The following is a 20,904-nucleotide window of genomic DNA, read 5'->3' on the forward strand; positions in this document are numbered from 1 at the left end:
TGGCTGCGAGAGCATGCAGCGCAGCAGAACCGTTGAAACTATCACCGGCTTATGGTTCCCTTCTCCGGGGACAAGGAGAAGGCCGATGCGCCGGACAGTTCTGACATGCCTCGCCGTCATCGGGACACTGTGCGCGCCTGAGGCCTTGGCCGGCACCAGGGCAATCGTCCAGACGCGGACCTACGACATCACGGGAAACTCGGGTACGGCCTTCATCGACGCGATGGACAGCAAGGGGCCCAAGCACGGCTTCATGACGCATGCCATAGCCACAACCGCCTATACGGTCGACTGGGATCTCGGCGGAGGCCAGGACAACGGCGTCTGCCGGCTGCGGCGGGTCAACGGCACGCTCAATCTGTTCTACACCTTCCCTCGCGTCGGCTCGCCCATGGCGCCGACGTTGAAGAGGCGTTGGAACAGGTTTTTCGCCGGTGTTCGCGCCCATGAGGAAACACATGGGCGCATCGCCAGGGAGATGATGCGCGTGACAGAAAGGTCGATAACTGGCCTGCGGGTCGCCAACGACCCGTCATGCGACAAGGCGCGCGGCGAGGCTCGGCTTCGCATCAAGGCCGTTTATGCAGAATATGAGGCGAGGCAAAACGCCTTCGATCGGCGTGAGCATCGCGATGGCGGCCATGTCGAACATCTGATCGCTGCCTTGATCGGGAAACCTTGAACGAGCAATCCGTTCGCCATCTCAACGCTTCGCCGCGGCGCGGGTGCTCCATTCGTTGATGCGTCAGCCGTGCGGCTCAGCAGGCAAACCGTGCGCCGCGAGCGCGGTGGCGTGCCCATCCTCAGGCTGTTTCTCATCGGACCGGACCGAGAATTCGACCAGCACCGGCAGGTGGTCGGAGCCGGTATCTTCCAGCCGCGTCGAAGACAGGATCGTCACGCCGCCTTTGCTGAACACCTGGTCGATCGGCAGGCCTGCATAGCGGCGCAGGAAGTCGGGCAGTGTCCGGTGGATCCACGTCGGGCCGGCGGAAGGCATGAGTGTCAGCCCGCCGAGAGCCGCGACCCGCCGCACCGCGGCACTCCACGGCACGGCGTTGCAATCGCCTGCCATGATCGCGGTCTCGCCGAGCGCGGCCAGTGGCTGCGCCAGTTCGCCGATCTGCCAGTATTGCTCCTTCGGCCAAGGCCAGCTCAAATGAATCGCGGCGACATCGACATCTGTGCCGCCGAAGTCGACCGTGGCGATAGCCATCGCGCCGCGCGGCTCGCAGCGCGGCGCGGCGTCGGCGGCAAAGGGCCGGCGCGACAGCAGCGCCACGCCGAACATGCCGTTGGGGTAGGGGCAGAGGATTCGGTAGGGGTAGGCGCTGGCGATGTAGCCAAGCTCGGTCGTCCACATCTGCGACACCTCGTCGAGCGTGATCACGTCCGGATTGGTGCGGCCGATCAGTGAGAGCACTTTCTTAGGTGTCGGGTTGTTGAAGCGCAGATTCATCTGCAGCAGGCTGTAGACGATCTGGCCGGTCGGCTTGGCGGCCGCCTGTTGTGGCCACCATTTGGGCAGCGCACCCGTCGTTGTGGCCAGGCAGAAAATGGCAAAAAGCAGCCCAGCCGCGGCTTGCAGCCGAAACGAGCTGGCGAGCAGCGGCAGCGCCAGAAGTGCCATCAGCACGCTGAGATGAATGCGGAAATGCGAGAAGGAATCGAACGCCGGGTGCAGTGCGCCGAAAAATCCGGCCAACAAAGCGGCCGACAATGCCGTCATCGCCAGGAATGCCAGCCCAGCCGTCATGTTCAAGCGCGCGCCTGTTGCCATTGAGGTCGTGTCTGCGAGGTTGTATCCGCTGAATGCCGCCTGTCGGTCCGTTCGATTTGCTTATCGGCCAAATTGCGGCCTGAGCAAGACGACGAATTGCCTCGCCGAGGCTTCGCGGTCGCCTACTGGAATGCCGTTTCCGAAAAGCTCCGGAGCTTGCGCGAATGCAGCCGCTCCATCGGCATCTCCGCCAGCTTCTCCATCGCCCTGATGCCGATAGTCAGGTGCTGCGCCACCTGCCGCTTGTAGAATTCGGTTGCCATGCCAGGCAGCTTCAACTCGCCATGCAGCGGCTTGTCGGAAACGCACAGCAGCGTGCCGTAGGGGACGCGGAAGCGGAAGCCATTGGCGGCGATGGTCGCCGATTCCATGTCGAGCGCAATGGCGCGCGACTGCGACAGGCGCTGCACCGGTCCGCGCTGGTCGCGCAGTTCCCAGTTGCGGTTGTCGATGGTGGCGACGGTGCCGGTACGCATGATGCGCTTCAAATCATAGCCCGACAGGCCGGTGACCTCGGCGACGGCTTCCTGCAGCGCGACCTGGATCTCGGCCAACGGCGGGATCGGCACCCAGACCGGAAGATCGTCGTCCAGCACGTGGTCCTCGCGCACATAGGCATGCGCGAGCACATAGTCGCCGAGCGCCTGGGTGTTGCGCAGCCCGGCGCAGTGACCAAGCATCACCCAGGCATGTGGCCGAAGCACAGCGATATGATCGGTGATGGTCTTGGCGTTGGAAGGACCCACGCCGATATTGACCATGGTGATGCCGCCATGGTTCGGCTTCTTCAGATGGTAGGCAGGCATCTGCGGCAGGCGCTGTGGCGCTACGCCTTCGCTGGGCGCGCTCTGCCCGGCCCGGGTGATAACGTTGCCAGGTTCGACAAATTCCGTGTAGCCGTCACCGCCCTTTTCCATCAGGTCGCGGGCGCGGGCGACGAACTCGTCGATATAGAACTGATAGTTGGTGAACAGCACGAAGTTCTGGAAATGCTGCGGGCTGGTTGCGGTGTAGTGCGTCATGCGGTGCAGCGAATAGTCGATGCGCTGCGCCGTAAACGGCGCCAGCGGCCGGGGCTCGCCGAAGGCCACTTCGAACGTGCCATTGGCGATCTGATCGTCGGTGCCGTCGAGATCCGGCACGTCGAACAGGTCGCGGATCGGCCGCTTGATGCGTTCGGCATCGGCGCCGTCAACATAGGTGCCTTCCAGAAAAGCGAAATGCAGCGGGATCGGCGTGGTCGATTCCGAGACGGCTACCGACACGCCGTGATTGCGCATGATCAGCCGAAGCTGCTCGATGAGGTAGGTCTCGAACAGGTCCGGCTGGGTAACCGTGGTGGCGAAATGACCTGGTGTTGGCATGTGGCCATAGGCCTGGCGCGAATCGACCTGGGTGAACGAACTCGTGGTGACGCCGATCTCGGGGTAGAAGGCCCGGTAGCGCTTGCTGCTGTCGCCGCCGGCGGCTAGGGCCGCGAAAGAATCGCGCAGAAACTTGGTATTGCGGTCGTAGAGCACCTGCAGCGCGGCAACGGCCTTTTCGGCGTTATCGAAGCTTTGCCGGCCAAAGGGCTCGGGCATGACGACAGATTCGATAGCTTGGGGATAGATTCGCTTTTCCATGGCTCAATATAGAGACTTGGACGGGCGGTTGGGAGGGGGCTCGCCGCCGAAGGCGCTCAAAGCGCCCTTTTTTCTTCAACCCCGCTGCAGGCTGACCAGCAGTACGAACCCGACGCCGGACTTTCTGAGCGCCGGCGCCTCGATCGTCGAGCCGCTATCGGCGCGCATCATCGGCACCGCCAGGACCGGAGCGGCCAGAAGTATCAGGATGAGCGCCGCCCGCGGCAGGAGCCGGAGGGTCTTGGAGAGGTTGGCGGCGATGCGGTTCATGATCTCTGTGCTTTTCTTTTCGAGGTCCGGGTTCTCTGCTTCAGTGACGAAAATCGGTCGGGCAGGCGAGATGGCACATTCTGGTGGCGCCGTCCCAGGAGCGCGGGGAACGGCCCGCTTCGGCGACAAGGATGGCGAAGAACATTCCAAACAGGCTCATCAGCAGGCAGACGATGGCGAAGCGGCGAGCAAGCATTGGGTCCGTGTCTCCTTCAACACGCATGAGAATGCCCTGACGCCTCTGAACCGGCTCTGATGCCGGCGTTCATCTGCCGTTCAAATTGATTGAAGGGATGTTGACTGGGTTGCGGCAAGCAGAATGCCGACCGAGCGCTGCCTGCTCATCGACAGAACGAAAACGGGGCCCGCCAGGCCCCGTTTAGAGATCACACGGAAATGGTCGCTTAGAGTTTGTGCCAGGTCTGGCTCTTGCAGATCAGTCCGCCGAGCACGCAACCGCTCATCTTGAGCGAGGCGCCCGACAAGGTTGCCTTGCCCGAATAGGTCTTGTCATTTGCCGGATCGGTGATGTTGCCGGTGTATTTGTTGTCGCCGGCCGCCTTGAGCGAGCCGATGGTCTTGCCGGCATATTTGCCTGATTTGAGCGTAATGGAGAACGAGCTGCTGCCTGAAATGGCAGCGGTGTCGCCGGCTTGCGTTTTCCAGTTGCCCTCGATCGGATCGGCCCACGCCGCGCCGCTCAGGATCAAAGTGGCCGCCAGGGCCAGGCTCACTTTTCGAAACATGTCTTCCTCCCTTTGGATAGCCGGCCGAATGCTCCGCCTCGCCGGTCTGCCGCTTACGCAAACGTAAGCTAATCCAGCTTCCGTCAAAACGAAAGCGGTGCCGCGACGGAAGGTTTTGGCATTTCGAAAGCGCCTGAATTCGCCCTGTCGGCCCGGAAATGAAAACGACCAGCGCCTCGTGTTTGCTTTCTAGGGTTAGCAGAGTGTTGACCGCGCGCTCGAAAATTTTCGGCAAATTTGGCGAAAACCAGCTGAATTGCTGGCTTCGTATCCTTAACGAATTTTCGCGTTTACCTCTTGTTTTAGCTTTGTTTTCCTCAAATTAAGCACGCCATTTAACGACGGATTCAAGCCTGCGCGGCATTCTCGAAAGCATCGAAAGAGCGGCCCGGACAAGACGAACGGAGGCAGCTCTCGGGAGCCAGACAGGGGACTAAAAATGGCACGTTTTGAAATGCTTGAAGCAGGCTTCGGCGCCATGGGGGCAACTGCCCAGGCCGACATTCTTTTCGAACTGGGCATGATGTATGCGACCGGCCGCGATTGCGAAACCGACGTCGTTGCCGCCCACAAATGGTTCAACATCGCCGCCATCAAGGGATCGGCCCGCGCCGCCGAGTTGCGCTCGGAACTCTCGGCGGCCATGTCGAAGGTCGAGATCGCCAAGGCGCTGCGCGAAGCCCGCGAATGGATGACCATGCACTGAGTTCCGCCAGACGGAGACGCTCCGGCCAAGACCGCAGAAAGACGGTCGGGCCAACAGGGAAAAGGCTGCGCAAACAGCCAGGCCACGGCCATCGACAACGAGAATGCGGCACGCCGACAGGTCCAAGCCGCGCAACGGACCATGATCCCGAAGACTCCGGTTTTCGGAAGGATCATGGCCAACATGAAGACAGGGAAGGTGGGTTGGGTTCACAGCGCGGGGGCGCCGGGGAAACAGCCTGACCGGCAAAAAGCCACGACCGGCCGGAACAAGGCTGGCGTGGCTTTTTGCGTGGATGAGGCCGCGCAGGCCCAATCGAGTGGCGCCAATGCGCCTAGACAGGTCCGATGAAGGATGAAATTGTCCCGCCTCTCTGGAAGAAGCGCGGCCGGGCGGCCGCGCGTGAGTGGAGGAGTTCTATTGTCATGAAAAAAATGAGTGTTTTGAGCGCGGCCATTTTCGGCCTGATGATGAGCGCGCCGGTCGCGTTCGCCGATGACATCACCATCTCGGTGGTCGGCCCGATGACCGGACAGCTCGCCACCATCGGCGATCAGTTCAAGCAAGGCGCACAGGCCGCCGCCGATGCCATCAACGCGGCTGGCGGCGTCAACGGTTCCCAGATCAAGCTCGACATCGAGGACGACCAGTGCGATCCCAAGCAGGCGGTGTCGGTCGCCAATCGCATCGTCGCCAACAGCGTCAAGTTCATCGACGGGCATGCCTGCTCGGGTTCCAGTATTCCGGCCTCGGCGGTCTATGCCGAAGCCGGCGCCCTGATGATGAGCCCGGCTTCCTCGAACCCGGTGCTGACCGATGCGGCCGCCAAGGCCGGCTGGTCGACAATCATGCGTCTCTATACGCGTGACGACGCACAGGGCGCCTTCATCGGCCCGTGGATCGCCAAGAAATACGCCGGCAAGAACGTCGTCATCCTGCACGACAAGAGCGCTTACGGCCAGGGCGTGGCTGATGCCGTCAAGGCGACCATGAATACCGGTGGCCTCAAGGAGGTCTATTATGACGCCATCAACCCCGGCGAGAAGGACTATTCGGCGCTTGTCACCAAGCTGAAGGATCTCAAGGCTGATGTCGTCTATTTCGGCGGCTACCACCCCGAGGCGGGCCTGATCCTGCGTCAGTCGGCCGAACAGAATTTCAAGTTCCAGCTGATCATGCCGGACTCGATCGCGTCGCCGGAATTCTGGCAGGTTGCCGGCCCGGCCGGCGAGGGCACGATGTTCGTGTTCCCGTCGGATCCGCAGGCAAAGCCGGAAGCCAAGGCAGCCGTCGAGAAGATCAAGGCCGGCGGCTTCGTGCCGGAAGGCTTCACGCTGTTCTCCTATGCCGTGGTCCAGGCATTCGCCGAAGGCATCAAGCGTGCCGGCAGCGACGATCCGGCCAAGGTTGCCGAGGCGCTGAAGAATGGCACGGCGATCAGCACCGTTGTCGGCGACGTCACCTTCGACGAGAAGGGCGACCTCAAGAATGCCAGCTACGACATCAACCAGTGGCATGACGGCAAGTACGCGCCGATCGCGCAGTAATCGCCCTGGCAGTCGGGTATTCCAAGGGAATGGCCGGGTTCGTCCCGGCCATTTCAGTTTGCGGTCCGCTGTGCGCTCCTTCTATCCGCCGGCGGCCGCGGTGGATGCGTTCTGGTCCTCGGCGAACCGCACCAGCACCGCGCCGTCGGTGACCTGTGCGCCTTCCCCGGCGATCTCGGCGATCACCCCGTCATGCGGGGCGGCGATGGTGTGCTCCATCTTCATCGCCTCGAGGATCAGCAGAGGTTGTCCTTTGATCACAGCGTCGCCTTTCGCCACGCGCACAAGCTTGACCAGGCCCGGCATCGGTGCGCGCAGGCTGCCGGTGGCGGCGGCCGCTTCATCGCTCCTGGCCAAGGGGTCCGGCACCGCGAAAGTATAGCCGACGGCGCCTTCGAACACCGTGATGTGGCCAGGCCAGCGGGCGAGGCGGGGAACGGCGCGAAGATCATGCAAATTGGTGCTGTCATAAGGCGCATCGAGCGCCACCTGGAAGCGCCCGTCCGATCGCACTGAAATCCTTGCCTGAATGGCTTCGTCGCCGAACGTCAGCCGCATGCGCTGCGCCCCGCCGTGGAAATGCGCATAGCCGGCGAGTGATGACCATGGGTCGTTCGACGACGGCAATGCTCCGGCACCCGAGGCCGCCATGGCGGCAGCCGAGATGATCTCGCCGGTCGGCGGCGCGACCGCCGTCAACGCCTCCTGGTGTCTGCCGATCAGACCGGTATCGATGTCTTCAGCCGCAAAATCCGGATCGGCGGCAAGGGCGGCAAGAAAAGCGGTGTTGACGGTGGAGCCGGCAATCTCGGTTTGCGCGAGCGCGGTGCGGAGCGCTTCCAGCGCCTGCCGTCTGTCTCCGGCATGGACGACCAGCTTCGCGATCATCGGGTCGTAGTAGGGCGAGATGGCATCGCCAGCCCGCACGCCGGTCTCGATGCGCATTGTTGCCCCGTCGGGCGCCGCGTCGGGAAACTTCAGGTGGTGCAGCGTGCCTGTCGCCGGCAGAAACCCCTTGGCCGCATCCTCGGCATAGATGCGCGCCTCGAAAGCATGGCCGCAAAGCGTGATCTCGCTCTGTGTCTTCGGCAGTTTTTCGCCGCTGGCGACCCGTAACTGCCATTCGACGAGATCGGTGCCGGTGACCATCTCGGTGACCGGATGCTCTACCTGCAGCCGGGTGTTCATTTCCATGAACCAGAAGCGATCGGCCTCGAGGCCTTGCGAGGCGTCGACGATGAATTCGATGGTGCCGGCGCCGGAGTAGTTGATTGCCTTGGCGGCTTTTACCGCCGCCTCGGTCATTGCCTTGCGCAAAGCCGGCGTCATGCCGGGGGCGGGGGCCTCCTCGATTACCTTCTGATGGCGGCGTTGCGCCGAACAGTCGCGCTCGTAGAGATGCACCGCATTGCCGAAATTATCGCCGAACACCTGCACTTCGATATGGCGCGGCTTGTCGACATATTTCTCGACCAGCACGCGGTCGTCGCCGAAAGCGGCCTTTGCTTCGCGCCGGGCGCTGGAGAGTGCCTCGGAAAAGTCATCGGGATGCTCGACGCGGCGCATGCCCTTGCCGCCGCCGCCAGCGCGCGCCTTGATCAGCACGGGATAGCCGATCTCGCGGGCCTTTGACGCAAGCAGCACGATTTCCTGCGCCTCGCCATGATAGCCCGGAACGACCGGAACGCCGGCTTTTTCCATCAGCCGCTTGGCGGCGTCCTTCAGCCCCATGGCGCGGATCGAGGTCGCCGACGGGCCGATGAAAACGAGGCCGGCGGCTACCACCTGGTCGACGAAATCGGGGTTTTCCGACAGGAAGCCGTAACCGGGATGGATGGCCTGCGCACCCGTGGCCAGGGCCGCGGCGACAATCCTGTCACCGCGCAGATAGCTCTCGCCGACGGGCGAAGGACCGATATGGACCGCCTCGTCGGCCATCTCGACATGCAGGGATCTCGCGTCGGCATCCGAATAGACGGCGACAGTGTGCACGCCCAGCTTGCGAGCCGTGCGGATGACGCGGCAAGCGATCTCGCCCCGATTGGCGATCAGGATTTTCGTGAACATGGAGCCTCCCGGGTCAGTATCGGGCGGCGCCATTTTGGTAGGCACCGGCCTATTTCGAAGCGGCGATCTCGCAGGCGCCGCCGGTGGTTACCTTGTAGTGCGCGCGCGTGGCCAGACAGGATTTCATAGCCAGTTCTTCCGCTGCCTTTTGTGACGGCGCGTTCAGATGCCCGCCGCAGATTATGTACGATGACATGATCCGGGCATAAGGCGGGGTGGCGTAGGCCGAATGGCCGCCGGCCGCCACATAGGCCTTGTAGGTCTTGGTACATGGATCTTTCAAATTTCGTGGCAAATAGGGCGGGAAACGCTTGTCTCCCTCGCTTCCCGCCAGCGATCCGGCCACGCCCGCGCCATGCGCGGCGGTTAGCAGCAATGCCGAAAGTATTAAAGTAGACGCATTCCGTGAATATTTCCGTTCCATTCTCACCCCATCCCCATTGCAAAGTGCAGGACGAGCGATAGCGAATATTCTCCGGCGCCGCCAGAGCTGCGGGATGAGCTCGCGATTTCGTGAGCGAACGAAAGGCCTGGCCTATAAAATTCAATCTCCACCCAATGTTGCAAGATGTTGACGGTATAGTTCCGCCATCGCTTCGTCGAAGCAGCAGAAAACAACGATTTCGGGAAGCGCGTTGTGCTTGATGAAGTCATTGACCTCATAGACGGCGATTTCGGTCGCCTCGTCTTTCGGGTAGCGGTAAACACCGGTCGAGATCGCGGGAAACGCCACCGAACGGCAATCATTGGCGGTCGCGAGTTCCAGCGACCTGCGATAGCAAGAGGCCAGCAGTTCGGCTTCGCCCTTGCCGCCGCCCTGCCAGACCGGCCCGACCGTGTGGATGATATGTCGAGCTGGCAGCTTGTAACCCTTGGTGATCTTGGCGTCGCCGACCCTGCATCCGTTCAACATCCGGCATTCTATCTCGAGCTCACGACCCGCCGCGCGGTGGATGGCGCCATCGACTCCACCGCCGCCGAGAAGCGAGGTGTTGGCAGCATTGACGATGGCGTCGACATCCAGCTTCGTGATGTCGCCGGTGTGGATGCGGATCCTGTCTTGGGCCTTGCTCATCTCACATCCTGAACACGCCGAAGCGCGTCTCCTCGATCTCGGCGTTGAGCGACGCGGAAAGGCTGAGCGCCAGCACCTCGCGTGTCCTGGCCGGATCGATGATGCCGTCGTCCCAGAGGCGGGCGGACGAGTAGAGCGGATGGCCCTCATGCTCGTATTTCATCAGGATCGGCTTCTTGAATTTCGCTTCCTCCTCGGCGCTCCACTCGCCGCCCTTTCGCTCGATGCCTTCGCGCTTGACCATGGCGAGCACGGTTGCCGCCTGTTCGCCGCCCATCACCGAGATGCGCGCGTTCGGCCACATCCACAGGAAGCGCGGTGAGTAGGCGCGGCCGCACATGCCGTAGTTGCCGGCGCCGAACGAACCGCCGATGATGACGGTCACCTTCGGCACCCTGGCGGTCGCCACCGCCATCACCAGCTTGGCGCCGTCCTTGGCGATGCCGCCCGCCTCGTATTTGCGGCCGACCATAAAGCCGGTGATATTCTGCAGGAAAAGCAGCGGAATCTTGCGCTGACAGCACAACTCGATGAAGTGCGCGCCCTTCAGCGCGCTTTCGGAAAACAGCACGCCATTGTTGGCGACGACGCCGACCGGCATGCCATGGAGGTGGGCGAAACCGGTGATCAGCGTGGTGCCGTAGTTCTGCTTGAACTCATCGAATTCGGAGCCGTCGACGATGCGCGCGATCACCTCGCGCACGTCATAGGGCTGGCGCAGGTCGGTCGGGACGATGCCATAGAGCTCATCCGCCGGATGAAGCGGCTGATGAGCTTTCTGTAAGCTCAGGCTTACAGCCTTGTTCCGATTCAGGTTCTTGATGATGCGCCGGCAAATGCCCAGCGCATGTTCGTCGTCGAGCGCATAGTGATCGGCGACGCCGGAAAGCCTGGTGTGTACGTCCGCGCCGCCCAATTCCTCGGCGCTGACGTCTTCGCCGGTGGCCGCCTTCACCAGCGGCGGTCCGCCGAGGAAGATGGTCGCCTGGTTGCGCACCATGATCGTCTCGTCCGACATTGCCGGCACATAGGCGCCGCCAGCCGTGCAGGAGCCCATGACGCAGGCGATCTGCGGAATGCCGGCCGCCGACATGTTGGCCTGGTTGTAGAAGATGCGGCCGAAATGCTCGCGGTCGGGAAAGACCTCGTCCTGATTGGGCAGATTGGCGCCGCCGCTGTCGACCAGATAGACGCATGGCAAATTGTTCTGCAGCGCGATCTCCTGCGCGCGCAAATGCTTCTTCACCGTCAGCGGATAGTAGGTGCCGCCCTTTACCGTGGCGTCGTTGACAACGACCATCACCTCGGTGCCCTCGACGCGGCCGATGCCGGCGATCAGGCCGGCCGACGCAATCTCCTCGCCATACATGGACCATGCCGCGAACTGGCCGATCTCGAGGAAGGGCGAACCGGTGTCCAGCAATTGCGCCAGGCGTTCGCGCGGCAGCAGCTTGCCACGACCGACATGGCGATCGCGGGCCTCATCCGAGCCGCCGCGCTCGACTGTCCTGGCCTTTTCAGCGATGTCGGCAACCAGCGCGCGCATGCGCTCGGCATTGGCACGGAAGGTTTCGGAGGAGGGCGAGATCTGGGTTTGGAGGATAGCCATGCTACACCCCCTCCGCCATGATCTCGCGGCCGATCAGCCAGCGACGGATCTCGCTGGTGCCGGCGCCGATCTCGTAGAGCTTCGCGTCGCGCAAAAGCCGGCCGGTCGGATAGTCGTTGATATAGCCGTTGCCGCCAAGCAGCTGGATCGCGTCGAGTGCCATCTGCGTCGCTTTCTCGGCGGCGAACAGCACGCATCCAGCTGCATCCTTGCGGCTGGTCTGGCCGCGGTCGCAGGCGGCGGCGACGGCGTACACGTAGGCACGCGCGGCGTTCATCGCCGTATACATGTCGGCAAGCTTGCCTTGCACCAGCTGGAATTCCCCGATCGGCTGGCCGAACTGCTTGCGCTCGTGAACATAGGGGATCGCTACGTCGAGGCAGGCCGCCATCAGGCCGATCGGGCCGCCGGCAAGCACGGTGCGCTCATAGTCGAGGCCGGACATCAGCACCTCGACGCCGCGTCCTTCCTCGTGCAGCACATTGCCGAACGGCACCTCGACGTCTGAAAAGACCAGTTCGCCGGTGTTGGACCCTCGCATGCCGAGCTTGTCGAGTTTCTGCGCCACCGAAAACCCCGGCATCGCCTTTTCGACGATGAAGGCGGTGATGCCGCGCGATTTCCGGTCCGGGTCGGTTTTGGCGTAGACGACCAGCGTTTCGGCATCGGGGCCGTTGGTGATCCACATCTTGGTTCCGTTGAGCACATAGCGGTCATTGCGCTTTTCGGCGCGCAACTTGAGCGACACCACGTCGGAGCCGGCGCCGGGCTCCGACATGGCCAGCGCGCCGACGTGCTCGCCCGAACATAGCGGCGGCAGGTATTTTTCCTTCTGTGCCGGCGTTGCCCAGCGGTTGATCTGGTTGACGCAGAGATTGGAGTGGGCGCCGTAGGAAAGGCCGACGGATGCCGAGGCCCGTGAGATTTCCTCGACCGCGATCACGTGGGCGAGATAGCCCATGCCGCTGCCGCCGAAATCGGGATCGGCGGTTATGCCGAGCAGGCCAAGAGTGCCGAGTTCTCCCCATAGATGCGCCGGGAATTCGTTCTCGCGATCGATGTCAGCGGCTATCGGCGCGATTCTGTCCTGGGCGAAGCGGCGCACCAGGTCGCGCAACGCCTCGACGTCCTCATCATGCCCGAAGCTGAGCGTGTTCGTGTACATGCCGTTCCTCCCCGGTACCAATGCCGATGTTCACGCCGACCAGGCGCATTGTCATCGAAAGGTATGTCTGCGTGACCTCGGCGATCGACAATCGCTCGCCCGGCCGGAACCAGACGATGACGCCGGTCATCATCTGGATCAGAGCCATGGCCGTCAGGCCGGTGTCCTCGATGCGGAAAATACCCGCCTCGGCGCCATCGCGCAGGATCGAACGCAGGTCCTTTTCGTAGGCCGTGCGCATGCGCAGGATCTGTGTCAGCCCGTCGGGCGACAGGCTGCGCAATTCCATGTTCGACACATGCGTGGCGTGGCGGCGCCCGATATGAAAGGCGATGTGGTTGCGCACATAGGCGGCAAGCTGCCGCACCGGATCCGCGTCGGCCGGCCTGGAACGCTCCCAGGCCTCGCGAAGCGCTTGCATATGGTCGCGCATCAGCGTGAACAGCAGGTCTTCCTTGGTCGGAAAATAGCGATAGAGCGCGGCCGCCTGCACGCCGACCTCGGCGGCCAGCTGGCGCATCGACATTGCTTCATAACCGTAACGCGCAATCAGGGTGGCCGCCGCTTCACGGACTGCCGCTTCGGTTCGCTCGCCGTGTGATCCTGTGGTGCGCGCCATCGTCGTCTCGTTGACGGCAGAATAATAAAACAAACGTTCAATTAATTCAAGCAGGCGGAAATCCGTCTATCCGATGATCCTGAAATCTCCAGGCGTGGCCCAGGTTTCCAGCTCTTCCACATCGATGCGAGAGACAGCCGCGCCAGGCGGGCCTTGCCGAAGCCGTTCAATCATGGCCGCAATCGCCGCGTCGGCGCCGGTAAGCCATGCCGTCACCGAGCGGTCTCTTTCGTTGCGCACCCAGCCCAACAGCCCGAGCCTTGTCGCTTCATCGCGCGTCCACGCCCTGTAGCCGACCCCTTGGACCGTGCCGTATATGTGCGCCTGCACTGCCCTTTTCCGATCATTCATGGGCTCGCTCCCATTCTATAGAGTCTGGCGCAGCATCGAACGAAGGCAACGGTTGAAACGGTGACCGCGATGAAAATCGAGGGCCTTCGTTCCAAATTCTCTGCCGCCGGCCTGATCGAGATGTGCACCGGTCCCGCGCCACTCCGGCCGCGCGTTCTTTCGCTCACCGCGCGCGGCCAGGCCGCGCTTGCAGCAGTTTATGCGGCCACGGATCGTGATCTGGCCCGCCTGCCCGCGAGCTTGAATGACAGGGAAGCCGCGGAATTGTCGGATGTGCTGGCGCGTGCCGGACATCTGCTCGGCGCCGCAATGGCTCCCGAGCGCCGCGAAGTGCCCTAGTTTCCGCGCGCCGCTGCCAAGGCGCCAGGCAATTCCTCGGCGAAGATGTCCAGTTCGTGGGCGAGACCGACACTGACGCGGATGCAGCGGTCGAGCCGTGGCGCCATCGGCTTGCGGATGAAGACGTCGCGCGACAACAGCCCCTGCAGCACTTTCAGGGCGAAAGCACCGTCATGGCCGCAGTCGATGGTCACGAAATTGGTCGCCGAGGCGAGCGGCTTCAACCCGTTCTGTTCGGCGATATCGGCAATGCGCCGACGTCCGGCTGCGACCCGGGCCGCCACCGTCTCGAGATAGGCTTGGTCGGCGAGCGCCTCGACGCCGGCGATCTGCGCCATGCGGCTGACGCCATAGTGGTTGCGGATCTTCTCGAAGTCGCTGATCACTTGCGTCTCCGCGACGGCATAGCCGCAGCGTATTCCGGCAAGTCCATAGGCCTTCGAAAAGGTTCGCATGCGGATGACGTTCGGCCGCGAGATGTCGATCGGCGGCAGGGCCGAGGCTGGTCCCAATTCGCCATAGGCCTCGTCGAGCACCAGCATGGTGGTTTCCGGCAAGGCTTCGATGAAGCGGATGACCTCGTCGGCTTCCCACCAACTGCCCATCGGATTGTCCGGGTTGGACAGGTAGACCAGCGGCGCCTTCTCTCTGACGACCGCCGCGAGCAGACCGTCCAGGCTTTCCCTGTCATTCTCGTAAGGGACAGTCACCAGCCGGCCGCCGACACCGGCAATGTGGAAGTTGAAGGTCGGATAGGCGCCGAGCGAGGTGATCACCGCATCGCCGGGCGCCACGTACATGCGCGCCACCAGGCTGAGCAGACCGTCAATGCCTTCGCCGACAACGACGTTGTCGACAGCCACATTGTGATGCGCGGCGATCGCGACCTTCAGATCGTAATTGTCGGGGTCGCAATACATCCACTGGTCGCGCGCGACGCTCTCCATGCGGGCGATGACGCGCGGCGAAGGACCAAAACTGCTCTCATTGGCGCCGATACGGGCACGGAAAGCGCGTCCGCGCTCACGTTGCTGCGCTTCGGGGCCGACAAACGGCACGGTCGACGGAAGCGCTGCGATGAGGGGTGAGAGGGCAGGGCGCTGAGGCATGGAGGAAGCTCGCTTGGAAGGGGCCTTCTTGCTAACGCGCCGGCTTATTAGGTGCAAGTTGCTCGCAGGCAGCAATTTGTCATGCTGGATTCGGCCGTGTCTTTTTGGTAGCCAGACACGATGAACAATCGTCTGCCGCCTGCCTGGTCCAAGCATCTGAAAACTCCGTCCGGACCGAAAAACCCGCAGTCGAAAATCGCCGAACCCAAAGCGGGGTCGCTATCACACGCGCAGGCCGATGACGCACTGCTCAGGCGGGCGGTAGAACTTCATCGGGCAAATCGGTTGCCGGAGGCGGAGGCGCTGTGTCAGCGTGTATTGGCTCATGCCCCGCGACACCCCCTTGCCTTGTATCTGCTTGGAACCTTTGCGCTCGGGCTGGATGACGAGATGGCCATTCGCTGTTTTGAGCGAGCGGTAAAGGAGGCACCTCAAAATCCGCATTACCATCTGACCCTGGGTGAAACCTATTTGAAAGTCGGCGAGCATACGGATGCAATCAGGCATTTCGAGCGTGCTTGCGAATTGAAGGCCGACTGGGTCGAGGCGCTTTGTGCGCTGGGCCGCGCCTACACCGGATTCGGCAAAGCCGACCTCGCGGTGCCCCTCTATGAGAAAGCGCTCAAGATCGATGACGGCCGTTCCGCTATCCGAATAGGGTTGGCCAACGCGCTTGTAAGCCTCGGCCGGATGGATGAGGCGGCAAACTACATGAAAGAGGCGATCGCCCGTGGCCAGGATGTCGCCGCTGCTTACAACGGCCTGGTCGGTATACGAAAATTCAAGGAAGAGCCGACGGAGTTAAAATCCATTCTGGCTGAACTGAAGAATCCGGCGCTTGATAACAAAAGTATACAACAACTCCACTACGCGGCCGGGAAGGTGCTCAACGATATCAGGCGCTATGACGAGGCGATGGGCCATTTTCAGCAGGCAAAGCGCTCGACCCGCGGCTTTGACCTTGAGGCTTACCGCCGCGGCATCGATTTCTTGATCGAACTGTTCAGCCCCGAGATGTTGGCCGCCAAGACAGGACATGGAAGCTCTTCGGAAGTGCCTGTCTTCGTGCTTGGCATGCCACGTTCAGGCACCACTTTGACCGAGCAAATCTGTGCGAGCCACCCGGATGCTTATGGCGCTGGCGAGCTGACAAAACTCCGGCGCATCACAAACAGTCTCGCGCCCAAAACGCGCTCGCCCGAAGAATTGCGAAGCTCGATCCTGACCATGACGGTGAATCAGTCGAAGGCTTTGGCTGAAGACTATCTTGCCCATATCCGTCAACGGTCCCCCAACGCCCAGCGTATCGTCGACAAATTGCCGCATAATTTCGAACTTATCGGCCTTATAAGGCTTCTGTTTCCCAAGGCACGCATCATTCACTGCCGTCGAGATGCTATCGACAACTGCCTCTCGTGTTATTTCCTGAGTTTCAATGAGGACAATAGTTATACCGCGGATCTCCATATGCTCGGACTGTATTATCGCGAATACGACCGGCTTATGCGGCACTGGGATAAGGTCTTTCCAGGCCAAATCCTTGAGACCCGCTATGAGGACATGGTCTCCGACCAGGAAGCGCAATCGCGCCGCTTGATCGACCATCTGGGGCTGCCCTGGGACGACGCCTGTCTGCGCTTCTTTGACAAGCCAGGTTCGGTGAACACGTTTAGCCGCTGGCAGGTTCGACAACCGATCTACACCTCGTCTGTCAATCGCTGGAAGGGCTATGGAAGTTCAATCCTGCCGCTGATTGAGGCCCTTGGAGACTTGGTTGAGACTTAGTCTGGCACGCTTGCGCCGGAACGATGTCGAGATTTGGCCGTGGCTGCGCGAGACGTCCTGCCCCTCTGGCCTAAATCCGTTAAGCGGGTAGATGCACGCGAGTGCAGGACTGGATCAGATCTGCAGGCGTAGGGGAGTAAGATTTCGGTATCAAATAGTTCTGGCAAGTCTCCAGGCAACGGCCGGTGGTCTATCCCATGCTGGATTCTGTCGGCCGTTTTTGCTAGCGAGGCACGATGAACTCACGGCTGCCCCCAACCTGGTCCAAGCATCTCAAGGCACAGCCAGTGCAAAAGGCCAGACCCTTCGCCCAACCGGCTAAGCCTGGATCGTTGCTTGGGCCAACCGATGACATGCTGCTTAGACAAGCGCTGGAACTACAGAAAGCCGGACGGCTGCCGGAAGCCGAAGAACTCTGCCATCGTGTTCTGACGCGCTCGCCCAATCACGCGCTTGCCCTCTACATTCTTGGCACGCTGGGGCTCGGTTTCGACGACGAACTGGCGATCAAGTATTTCGCCCGCGCGCAGCGAAGGAGCCGAAAAATCCATACTATCAGCTCAGTCTGGGGGAGGCCTTTCTAAAGGTCGCGGATTATCCGCTTGCGATTCATCATTTGCAGCGCGCCTGCGAGCTGAAGCCCGATCTCACGGATGCTCTTCGTCGACTTGGCGAAGCATATTTCATGTTCGAAAAGGCGGACGTGGCTGTGCCGCTCTATGAAAAAGCGCTCGAAATTGACCCCGACAACGCATTCGTCCGGACGGCCCTTGCGAATACTCTCGTTGCCCTCGGCCGCATGGACGAAGCTACGGTTTTCCTGAAGGAGAGCATCGACAGGCGCATGAGCGTGCCGTCGTCCTACAATACGCTTGTAGCGGTTCGAAAATTCTCCGCCGAGCCACCCGAGCTCAAAGCCATTCTGGACGAGCTTCAAAAAACGGCGAATCCCGCCGATGAGCCCTACCAGCTTCATATGGCCGCCGGTAAGGTCTTGGATGATCTTGGTCGCCACGATGAGGCCATGGACCATTTTCTCAGAGCCGCAACGAACAAGGGGTTCGATTTTGACATTGAATCCTACGGTCGACAGGTCGATGCGTGGATCGAGCTGTTCAATCCGGAGTTCTTCGCGGCGAGGGTGGGATATGGTGATCCATCTGAGACGCCTGTATTCGTGCTTGGAATGCCGCGTTCTGGCACGACGCTGACGGAACAGATCTGCTCGAGCCATCCCGATGTCCACGGCGCGGGCGAACACTCCAAGCTGGGGCGAGTCGCGGTTGCCAACGGTCTTAAATTGCAGCCGGGACGCCCATTGGGACGACCAGTCATGTCGATGACGCGAACGCAATCCAAGGCGCTCGCCGGTGAATATCTATCCAGCTTGCGTCTCAACGCGCCCGAAGCATTGCGAATCGTCGATAAGATGCCTCACAATTTCGAACTTGTGGGCCTCATCGCCCTTCTCTTCCCTAACGCACGGATTGTTCATTGCGTACGCGATCCCGTTGATAATTGTTTTTCTTGCTTCACCTCGAATCTTAACGACGCGCATAAGTATAATTCGGACCTTGCGGTGCTTGGGCTTTACTACCGCGAGTACGATCGCCTGATGCGCTATTGGAAGTCGATTTTTCCGGGACGCATTCTCGAGAATCGCTATGAAGACCTTGTTTCCGACCAGGAGGGGCAGTCCCGTCGGCTTGTGGAGCATCTGGGTTTGGAGTGGCACGACGCCTGCCTCCGTTTCTTCGAAAGGGCTGGCTCCGTCAGAACCCTCAGCCACTGGCAGGTTCGTCAGCCGATCTACAAATCATCGGTCAAGCGTTGGAAGCACTACGAAGGCAGGCTTCGGCCATTGATCGATGCCTTGGGGGACTTGGCTGAAGGCTAGCCGTTCTCAGTTGTTCGAACTGACTTTCTGCGCACGACGGAGGCCCCTTACCTGCGATAGTTGCAAGCGGCCTAAAAAAACCCGGCGGTTGCCCGCCGGGTTTGATTTCGCCAAGGCGAATTGACTAGAAGTCGCGTTGGAAGCGGAGGAGACCGCCGACGTTGTCCTTCTTGGTCGCGTTGACCCACACGGACTGGTTGTCGATGGCGCCTTGGCCGACGCGCTGCCAGTCGACTTCCGCCGTGACGGTGAGGCCGGGAACGACGGTGTAGGCGACGTTCGCCGCGACACCGATGTCCTTCCAGTCATCATACGACGCCTGGAGGTTGAACGATGTCTTTTCGTTAAACTTGTAGGTGCCGCCGCCCCATGCTGCCCAGTTGCCGCCCCACTGCTTGTAGAAGCCGCGGCCGAGCGCATCGATGTTGTTGGTCGGGTCGTTGAGGTTGTTGTCCGAGCCATAGCCGACCATGGCAAACAGCGACAGTTCGTTGGATACGTTGACGTCCAGGCGAACCTTGCCGGCGACTTCTTCGTAGTTGCTGTCATAGGCGACGACGCCGGTGATGGCGCCCCAGCCCTGTGTCCACTTCACACCGCCGACGACATGCGGAACATAGCTGTCGATGGTGCCAACCTCACCGGAGCCTTCTTCCAGCGAGACCACGGCCGAGAAGCCGTTTCCAGCGTCGAAGTAGTATTGGATGACGTTGGTCTGGAAATTGCCGTAAGGGACGATCGTGTCGTTGATGACGTTACCGGCGTAGCCGATGAACGTATCAAAGGCCGATTCGTCAGCGCCGACACGCAGACCGCCGAGCTGGATCCAGGCAAATTCCAAGGCGCTGGTCTTGTTGCGCGCCTGCCAGCCGTCGCCGCCAGCGTTAGGGTTCGCTTCGGTGTTGCCTGCGAGACCAGGGGTGCCATAGTCGCCGTAGCTGTTGCCGAAGTTGATGCGGTACTCAGTGTAGGTCTTCAACGTACCGAGTTCGGTTTCCTGGCCAGTCCAGGTCTTCAGCGTGAAGCGGGTCTGCTTCCAGTAGGTCGAGTCGTCATCACCGTGCTGGTGGTCCGTGACGTGATTGACGCCATCGAACGAGCCACCGTCGCCCACACCGATATCCTCACGAATATAGCCGCCGACGCGCAGGCAGGTTTCGGTGCCGGGGATGTAGAAGTAGCCAGCGCCGTAGACGTCGCAAATCTTGACGTATTCAGCGGGCTCCGGCTCGGCGACGACGACGGCGTCGGCGGCGCGCGCACCGGAAACTGCGATCAGGGCCGCAGCGGAGCCGAGAAGAAGGCTCTTGATGTTCATTTTCTGACCTCCAGTCAGAATCGCGAGCGAAGGCCGACGAAAAGCTGCCAGGAGAGCCGTTTTCCTTTTTATTTCAGGTAGATAATATGGTGGCGGTCAGCGAGGCGCGGTCTGCAAGAAACGCTTGGTCGCGAAAGCCTTGCCCGATCCGGTCTTGAAATATCTCTCGAGTTGGCGAGCGTTGGCCTCGGTTTCGACCGCGATGTAGCTCTTCAAGGCTACGGGCAGGTAGGCCTTTGTCGATGGAACATTGCCCAATCGGTGCGATTCGGTGCGGCGTCGAAGGTCGTTTGTCGATCCGACATAGATATCGCCGTTACGGAGCTCCAGGAAATAGACGTACCACATGGTCCCCCTACGCTACTTCGTAGCTTCGGGCGACACTCCTACGCCCAAATGCGGTTCCGGGTGGCCTGCCACCCGAAGCCCGCAGGGCGTAGGGTGGCGGAGAGGATGGGATTCGAACCCACGAGAAGCTTTTGACCTCTACTCCCTTAGCAGGGGAGCGCCTTCGACCACTCGGCCACCTCTCCGTTGAGCCGCTGGATAAAGAAAAGCGCCGGCACAATCAACAAGCCCGCATCATTAATATAGAAAATAACGGCGCTCTGTCGCCGCGGATTTCCGCGATGGGGCGGTAATGCGGCAAATCCCTGGCAGGTGACTCGCGGCCTCGCCACGATTCCATCGGCCGAATGCCGGATTCGGCCGGAAATAGCCGGCTGCGGCGGGCCCGATGGTTAACGAGAGCTTTCTGAGTGAGGCCAAATCGTGTCATTTGTGCAACAACGCTGGGGGATAGCAGCCGAACAGCCCTTTCGCCGGTACGATCGTTGTTGAACGCCGCCGGCTCATGGGTAATGTCGAGTTCGAAGGAGCGGCGCGGTGCGCATCTT

Annotated in this window: 20 protein-coding genes, 1 tRNA gene and 1 pseudogene; 6 read left to right on the forward strand and 16 right to left on the reverse strand. The window is 61.4% G+C overall.

Annotation, left to right across the window (positions count from 1 at the left end; genetic code table 11):
- Window positions 1–85 precede the first annotated feature (85 nt).
- Complete coding sequence (locus tag LB571_RS23435) at window positions 86–682, forward strand: DUF922 domain-containing Zn-dependent protease (protein ID WP_140823785.1); 597 nt, start codon at window positions 86–88, stop codon at window positions 680–682.
- Window positions 683–745: 63 nt separating this feature from the next.
- Here LB571_RS23435 and LB571_RS23440 read toward each other — a convergent pair whose 3' ends face one another.
- From LB571_RS23440 to LB571_RS23460, 5 genes are all read right to left on the reverse strand, one after another.
- Complete coding sequence (locus LB571_RS23440) at window positions 746–1,756, reverse strand: endonuclease/exonuclease/phosphatase family protein (RefSeq protein WP_224598462.1); 1,011 nt, start codon at window positions 1,754–1,756, stop codon at window positions 746–748.
- Between the two features lie 146 nt (window positions 1,757–1,902).
- Window positions 1,903–3,363: an AMP nucleosidase gene (locus tag LB571_RS23445; RefSeq protein ID WP_224598323.1), complete on the reverse strand. Its 1,461-nt coding sequence runs from the start codon at window positions 3,361–3,363 to the stop codon at window positions 1,903–1,905.
- Between the two features lie 117 nt (window positions 3,364–3,480).
- A complete protein-coding gene (locus tag LB571_RS23450; protein WP_015318605.1) occupies window positions 3,481–3,675 on the reverse strand; it encodes a hypothetical protein in 195 nt (64 codons plus the stop codon).
- A 40-nt stretch (window positions 3,676–3,715) separates the two neighbouring features.
- Window positions 3,716–3,871: a hypothetical protein gene (locus tag LB571_RS23455; RefSeq protein WP_224598326.1), complete on the reverse strand. Its 156-nt coding sequence runs from the start codon at window positions 3,869–3,871 to the stop codon at window positions 3,716–3,718.
- A gap of 208 nt (window positions 3,872–4,079) precedes the next feature.
- Window positions 4,080–4,421: a DUF2147 domain-containing protein gene (locus LB571_RS23460; RefSeq protein WP_224598329.1), complete on the reverse strand. Its 342-nt coding sequence runs from the start codon at window positions 4,419–4,421 to the stop codon at window positions 4,080–4,082.
- Between the two features lie 439 nt (window positions 4,422–4,860).
- On the opposite strand from LB571_RS23460, the gene LB571_RS23465 reads away from it, so the two are divergent.
- Both LB571_RS23465 and LB571_RS23470 read left to right on the forward strand, forming a co-directional pair.
- Window positions 4,861–5,127 (forward strand): sel1 repeat family protein, encoded by a 267-nt coding sequence (locus LB571_RS23465; RefSeq protein ID WP_010915070.1) that lies wholly within the window; start codon window positions 4,861–4,863, stop codon window positions 5,125–5,127.
- 425 nt (window positions 5,128–5,552) lie between these two features.
- Complete coding sequence (locus tag LB571_RS23470; RefSeq protein ID WP_140718108.1) at window positions 5,553–6,674, forward strand: branched-chain amino acid ABC transporter substrate-binding protein; 1,122 nt, start codon at window positions 5,553–5,555, stop codon at window positions 6,672–6,674.
- 81 nt (window positions 6,675–6,755) lie between these two features.
- On the opposite strand, the gene LB571_RS23475 is transcribed toward LB571_RS23470, so the two are convergent.
- The 7 genes from LB571_RS23475 to LB571_RS23505 all read right to left on the reverse strand — a co-directional run bounded on the left by LB571_RS23475 (window position 6,756) and on the right by LB571_RS23505 (window position 13,560).
- Complete coding sequence (locus LB571_RS23475; RefSeq protein ID WP_224598331.1) at window positions 6,756–8,741, reverse strand: acetyl/propionyl/methylcrotonyl-CoA carboxylase subunit alpha; 1,986 nt, start codon at window positions 8,739–8,741, stop codon at window positions 6,756–6,758.
- 49 nt (window positions 8,742–8,790) lie between these two features.
- Window positions 8,791–9,165: a hypothetical protein gene (locus tag LB571_RS23480; RefSeq protein ID WP_224598333.1), complete on the reverse strand. Its 375-nt coding sequence runs from the start codon at window positions 9,163–9,165 to the stop codon at window positions 8,791–8,793.
- 120 nt (window positions 9,166–9,285) lie between these two features.
- Window positions 9,286–9,816, reverse strand: a complete 531-nt coding sequence (locus LB571_RS23485) for an O-acetyl-ADP-ribose deacetylase (protein ID WP_140663113.1) — start codon at window positions 9,814–9,816, stop codon at window positions 9,286–9,288.
- Window position 9,817: 1 nt separating this feature from the next.
- Window positions 9,818–11,425: a carboxyl transferase domain-containing protein gene (locus LB571_RS23490; protein ID WP_224598336.1), complete on the reverse strand. Its 1,608-nt coding sequence runs from the start codon at window positions 11,423–11,425 to the stop codon at window positions 9,818–9,820.
- A 1-nt stretch (window position 11,426) separates the two neighbouring features.
- Window positions 11,427–12,590, reverse strand: a complete 1,164-nt coding sequence (locus LB571_RS23495; RefSeq protein ID WP_140718099.1) for an isovaleryl-CoA dehydrogenase — start codon at window positions 12,588–12,590, stop codon at window positions 11,427–11,429.
- Window positions 12,559–13,209: a TetR/AcrR family transcriptional regulator gene (locus tag LB571_RS23500; protein WP_224598339.1), complete on the reverse strand. Its 651-nt coding sequence runs from the start codon at window positions 13,207–13,209 to the stop codon at window positions 12,559–12,561. Before LB571_RS23500 ends, LB571_RS23495 begins: the two co-directional genes overlap by 32 nt.
- 66 nt (window positions 13,210–13,275) lie before the next feature.
- Complete coding sequence (locus LB571_RS23505; RefSeq protein ID WP_224598358.1) at window positions 13,276–13,560, reverse strand: acylphosphatase; 285 nt, start codon at window positions 13,558–13,560, stop codon at window positions 13,276–13,278.
- Between the two features lie 69 nt (window positions 13,561–13,629).
- Here LB571_RS23505 and LB571_RS23510 point away from each other — a divergent pair, with 69 nt between their 5' ends.
- Window positions 13,630–13,899: a hypothetical protein gene (locus tag LB571_RS23510; RefSeq protein WP_224598360.1), complete on the forward strand. Its 270-nt coding sequence runs from the start codon at window positions 13,630–13,632 to the stop codon at window positions 13,897–13,899.
- On the opposite strand, the gene LB571_RS23515 is transcribed toward LB571_RS23510, so the two are convergent.
- Window positions 13,896–15,008, reverse strand: a complete 1,113-nt coding sequence (locus LB571_RS23515; protein WP_224598363.1) for a pyridoxal phosphate-dependent aminotransferase — start codon at window positions 15,006–15,008, stop codon at window positions 13,896–13,898. The genes LB571_RS23510 and LB571_RS23515 overlap by 4 nt on opposite strands.
- Window positions 15,009–15,128: 120 nt before the next feature.
- On the opposite strand from LB571_RS23515, the gene LB571_RS23520 reads away from it, so the two are divergent.
- Both LB571_RS23520 and LB571_RS23525 read left to right on the forward strand, forming a co-directional pair.
- Entirely contained in the window at window positions 15,129–16,793 is a 1,665-nt protein-coding gene (locus LB571_RS23520; RefSeq protein ID WP_224598367.1) for a tetratricopeptide repeat-containing sulfotransferase family protein, read from the forward strand.
- 236 nt (window positions 16,794–17,029) lie between these two features.
- Window positions 17,030–18,690, forward strand: a pseudogene (locus tag LB571_RS23525) (tetratricopeptide repeat-containing sulfotransferase family protein).
- 124 nt (window positions 18,691–18,814) lie between these two features.
- Here the strand turns inward: LB571_RS23525 and LB571_RS23530 are convergent.
- The 3 genes from LB571_RS23530 to LB571_RS23540 form a co-directional block, all read right to left on the reverse strand.
- Entirely contained in the window at window positions 18,815–20,008 is a 1,194-nt protein-coding gene (locus LB571_RS23530; RefSeq protein WP_015318591.1) for a porin, read from the reverse strand.
- A gap of 96 nt (window positions 20,009–20,104) precedes the next feature.
- Window positions 20,105–20,356 carry a GIY-YIG nuclease family protein gene (locus LB571_RS23535; RefSeq protein ID WP_140618505.1) on the reverse strand — a complete coding sequence of 84 codons (252 nt, stop codon included), beginning with the start codon at window positions 20,354–20,356 and terminating at the stop codon, window positions 20,105–20,107.
- Between the two features lie 94 nt (window positions 20,357–20,450).
- A tRNA-Ser gene (locus tag LB571_RS23540) sits at window positions 20,451–20,541 on the reverse strand.
- Window positions 20,542–20,904: the final 363 nt, after the last annotated feature.

The organism is Mesorhizobium sp. BR1-1-4 (genome assembly GCF_020165375.1).
Taxonomy (GTDB): Bacteria; Pseudomonadota; Alphaproteobacteria; order Rhizobiales; family Rhizobiaceae; genus Mesorhizobium; species Mesorhizobium australicum.

What these genes read in the sequence shown, in the direction of transcription:
- LB571_RS23515 (WP_224598363.1), bottom strand. Translation starts at nt 15,008, where the DNA reads ATGCCTCAGCGCCCTGCCCTCTCACCCCTCATCGCAGCGCTTCCGTCG.
- LB571_RS23480 (WP_224598333.1), bottom strand. Translation starts at nt 9,165, where the DNA reads ATGGAACGGAAATATTCACGGAATGCGTCTACTTTAATACTTTCGGCA.
- LB571_RS23485 (WP_140663113.1), bottom strand. Translation starts at nt 9,816, where the DNA reads ATGAGCAAGGCCCAAGACAGGATCCGCATCCACACCGGCGACATCACG.
- LB571_RS23440 (WP_224598462.1), bottom strand. Translation starts at nt 1,756, where the DNA reads ATGACGGCTGGGCTGGCATTCCTGGCGATGACGGCATTGTCGGCCGCT.
- LB571_RS23475 (WP_224598331.1), bottom strand. Translation starts at nt 8,741, where the DNA reads ATGTTCACGAAAATCCTGATCGCCAATCGGGGCGAGATCGCTTGCCGC.
- LB571_RS23530 (WP_015318591.1), bottom strand. Translation starts at nt 20,008, where the DNA reads ATGAACATCAAGAGCCTTCTTCTCGGCTCCGCTGCGGCCCTGATCGCA.
- LB571_RS23435 (WP_140823785.1), top strand. Translation starts at nt 86, where the DNA reads ATGCGCCGGACAGTTCTGACATGCCTCGCCGTCATCGGGACACTGTGC.
- LB571_RS23455 (WP_224598326.1), bottom strand. Translation starts at nt 3,871, where the DNA reads ATGCTTGCTCGCCGCTTCGCCATCGTCTGCCTGCTGATGAGCCTGTTT.
- LB571_RS23510 (WP_224598360.1), top strand. Translation starts at nt 13,630, where the DNA reads ATGAAAATCGAGGGCCTTCGTTCCAAATTCTCTGCCGCCGGCCTGATC.
- LB571_RS23505 (WP_224598358.1), bottom strand. Translation starts at nt 13,560, where the DNA reads ATGAATGATCGGAAAAGGGCAGTGCAGGCGCACATATACGGCACGGTC.
- LB571_RS23520 (WP_224598367.1), top strand. Translation starts at nt 15,129, where the DNA reads ATGAACAATCGTCTGCCGCCTGCCTGGTCCAAGCATCTGAAAACTCCG.
- LB571_RS23490 (WP_224598336.1), bottom strand. Translation starts at nt 11,425, where the DNA reads ATGGCTATCCTCCAAACCCAGATCTCGCCCTCCTCCGAAACCTTCCGT.
- LB571_RS23445 (WP_224598323.1), bottom strand. Translation starts at nt 3,363, where the DNA reads ATGCCCGAGCCCTTTGGCCGGCAAAGCTTCGATAACGCCGAAAAGGCC.
- LB571_RS23460 (WP_224598329.1), bottom strand. Translation starts at nt 4,421, where the DNA reads ATGTTTCGAAAAGTGAGCCTGGCCCTGGCGGCCACTTTGATCCTGAGC.
- LB571_RS23465 (WP_010915070.1), top strand. Translation starts at nt 4,861, where the DNA reads ATGGCACGTTTTGAAATGCTTGAAGCAGGCTTCGGCGCCATGGGGGCA.
- LB571_RS23470 (WP_140718108.1), top strand. Translation starts at nt 5,553, where the DNA reads ATGAAAAAAATGAGTGTTTTGAGCGCGGCCATTTTCGGCCTGATGATG.
- LB571_RS23450 (WP_015318605.1), bottom strand. Translation starts at nt 3,675, where the DNA reads ATGAACCGCATCGCCGCCAACCTCTCCAAGACCCTCCGGCTCCTGCCG.
- LB571_RS23535 (WP_140618505.1), bottom strand. Translation starts at nt 20,356, where the DNA reads ATGTGGTACGTCTATTTCCTGGAGCTCCGTAACGGCGATATCTATGTC.
- LB571_RS23495 (WP_140718099.1), bottom strand. Translation starts at nt 12,590, where the DNA reads ATGTACACGAACACGCTCAGCTTCGGGCATGATGAGGACGTCGAGGCG.
- LB571_RS23500 (WP_224598339.1), bottom strand. Translation starts at nt 13,209, where the DNA reads ATGGCGCGCACCACAGGATCACACGGCGAGCGAACCGAAGCGGCAGTC.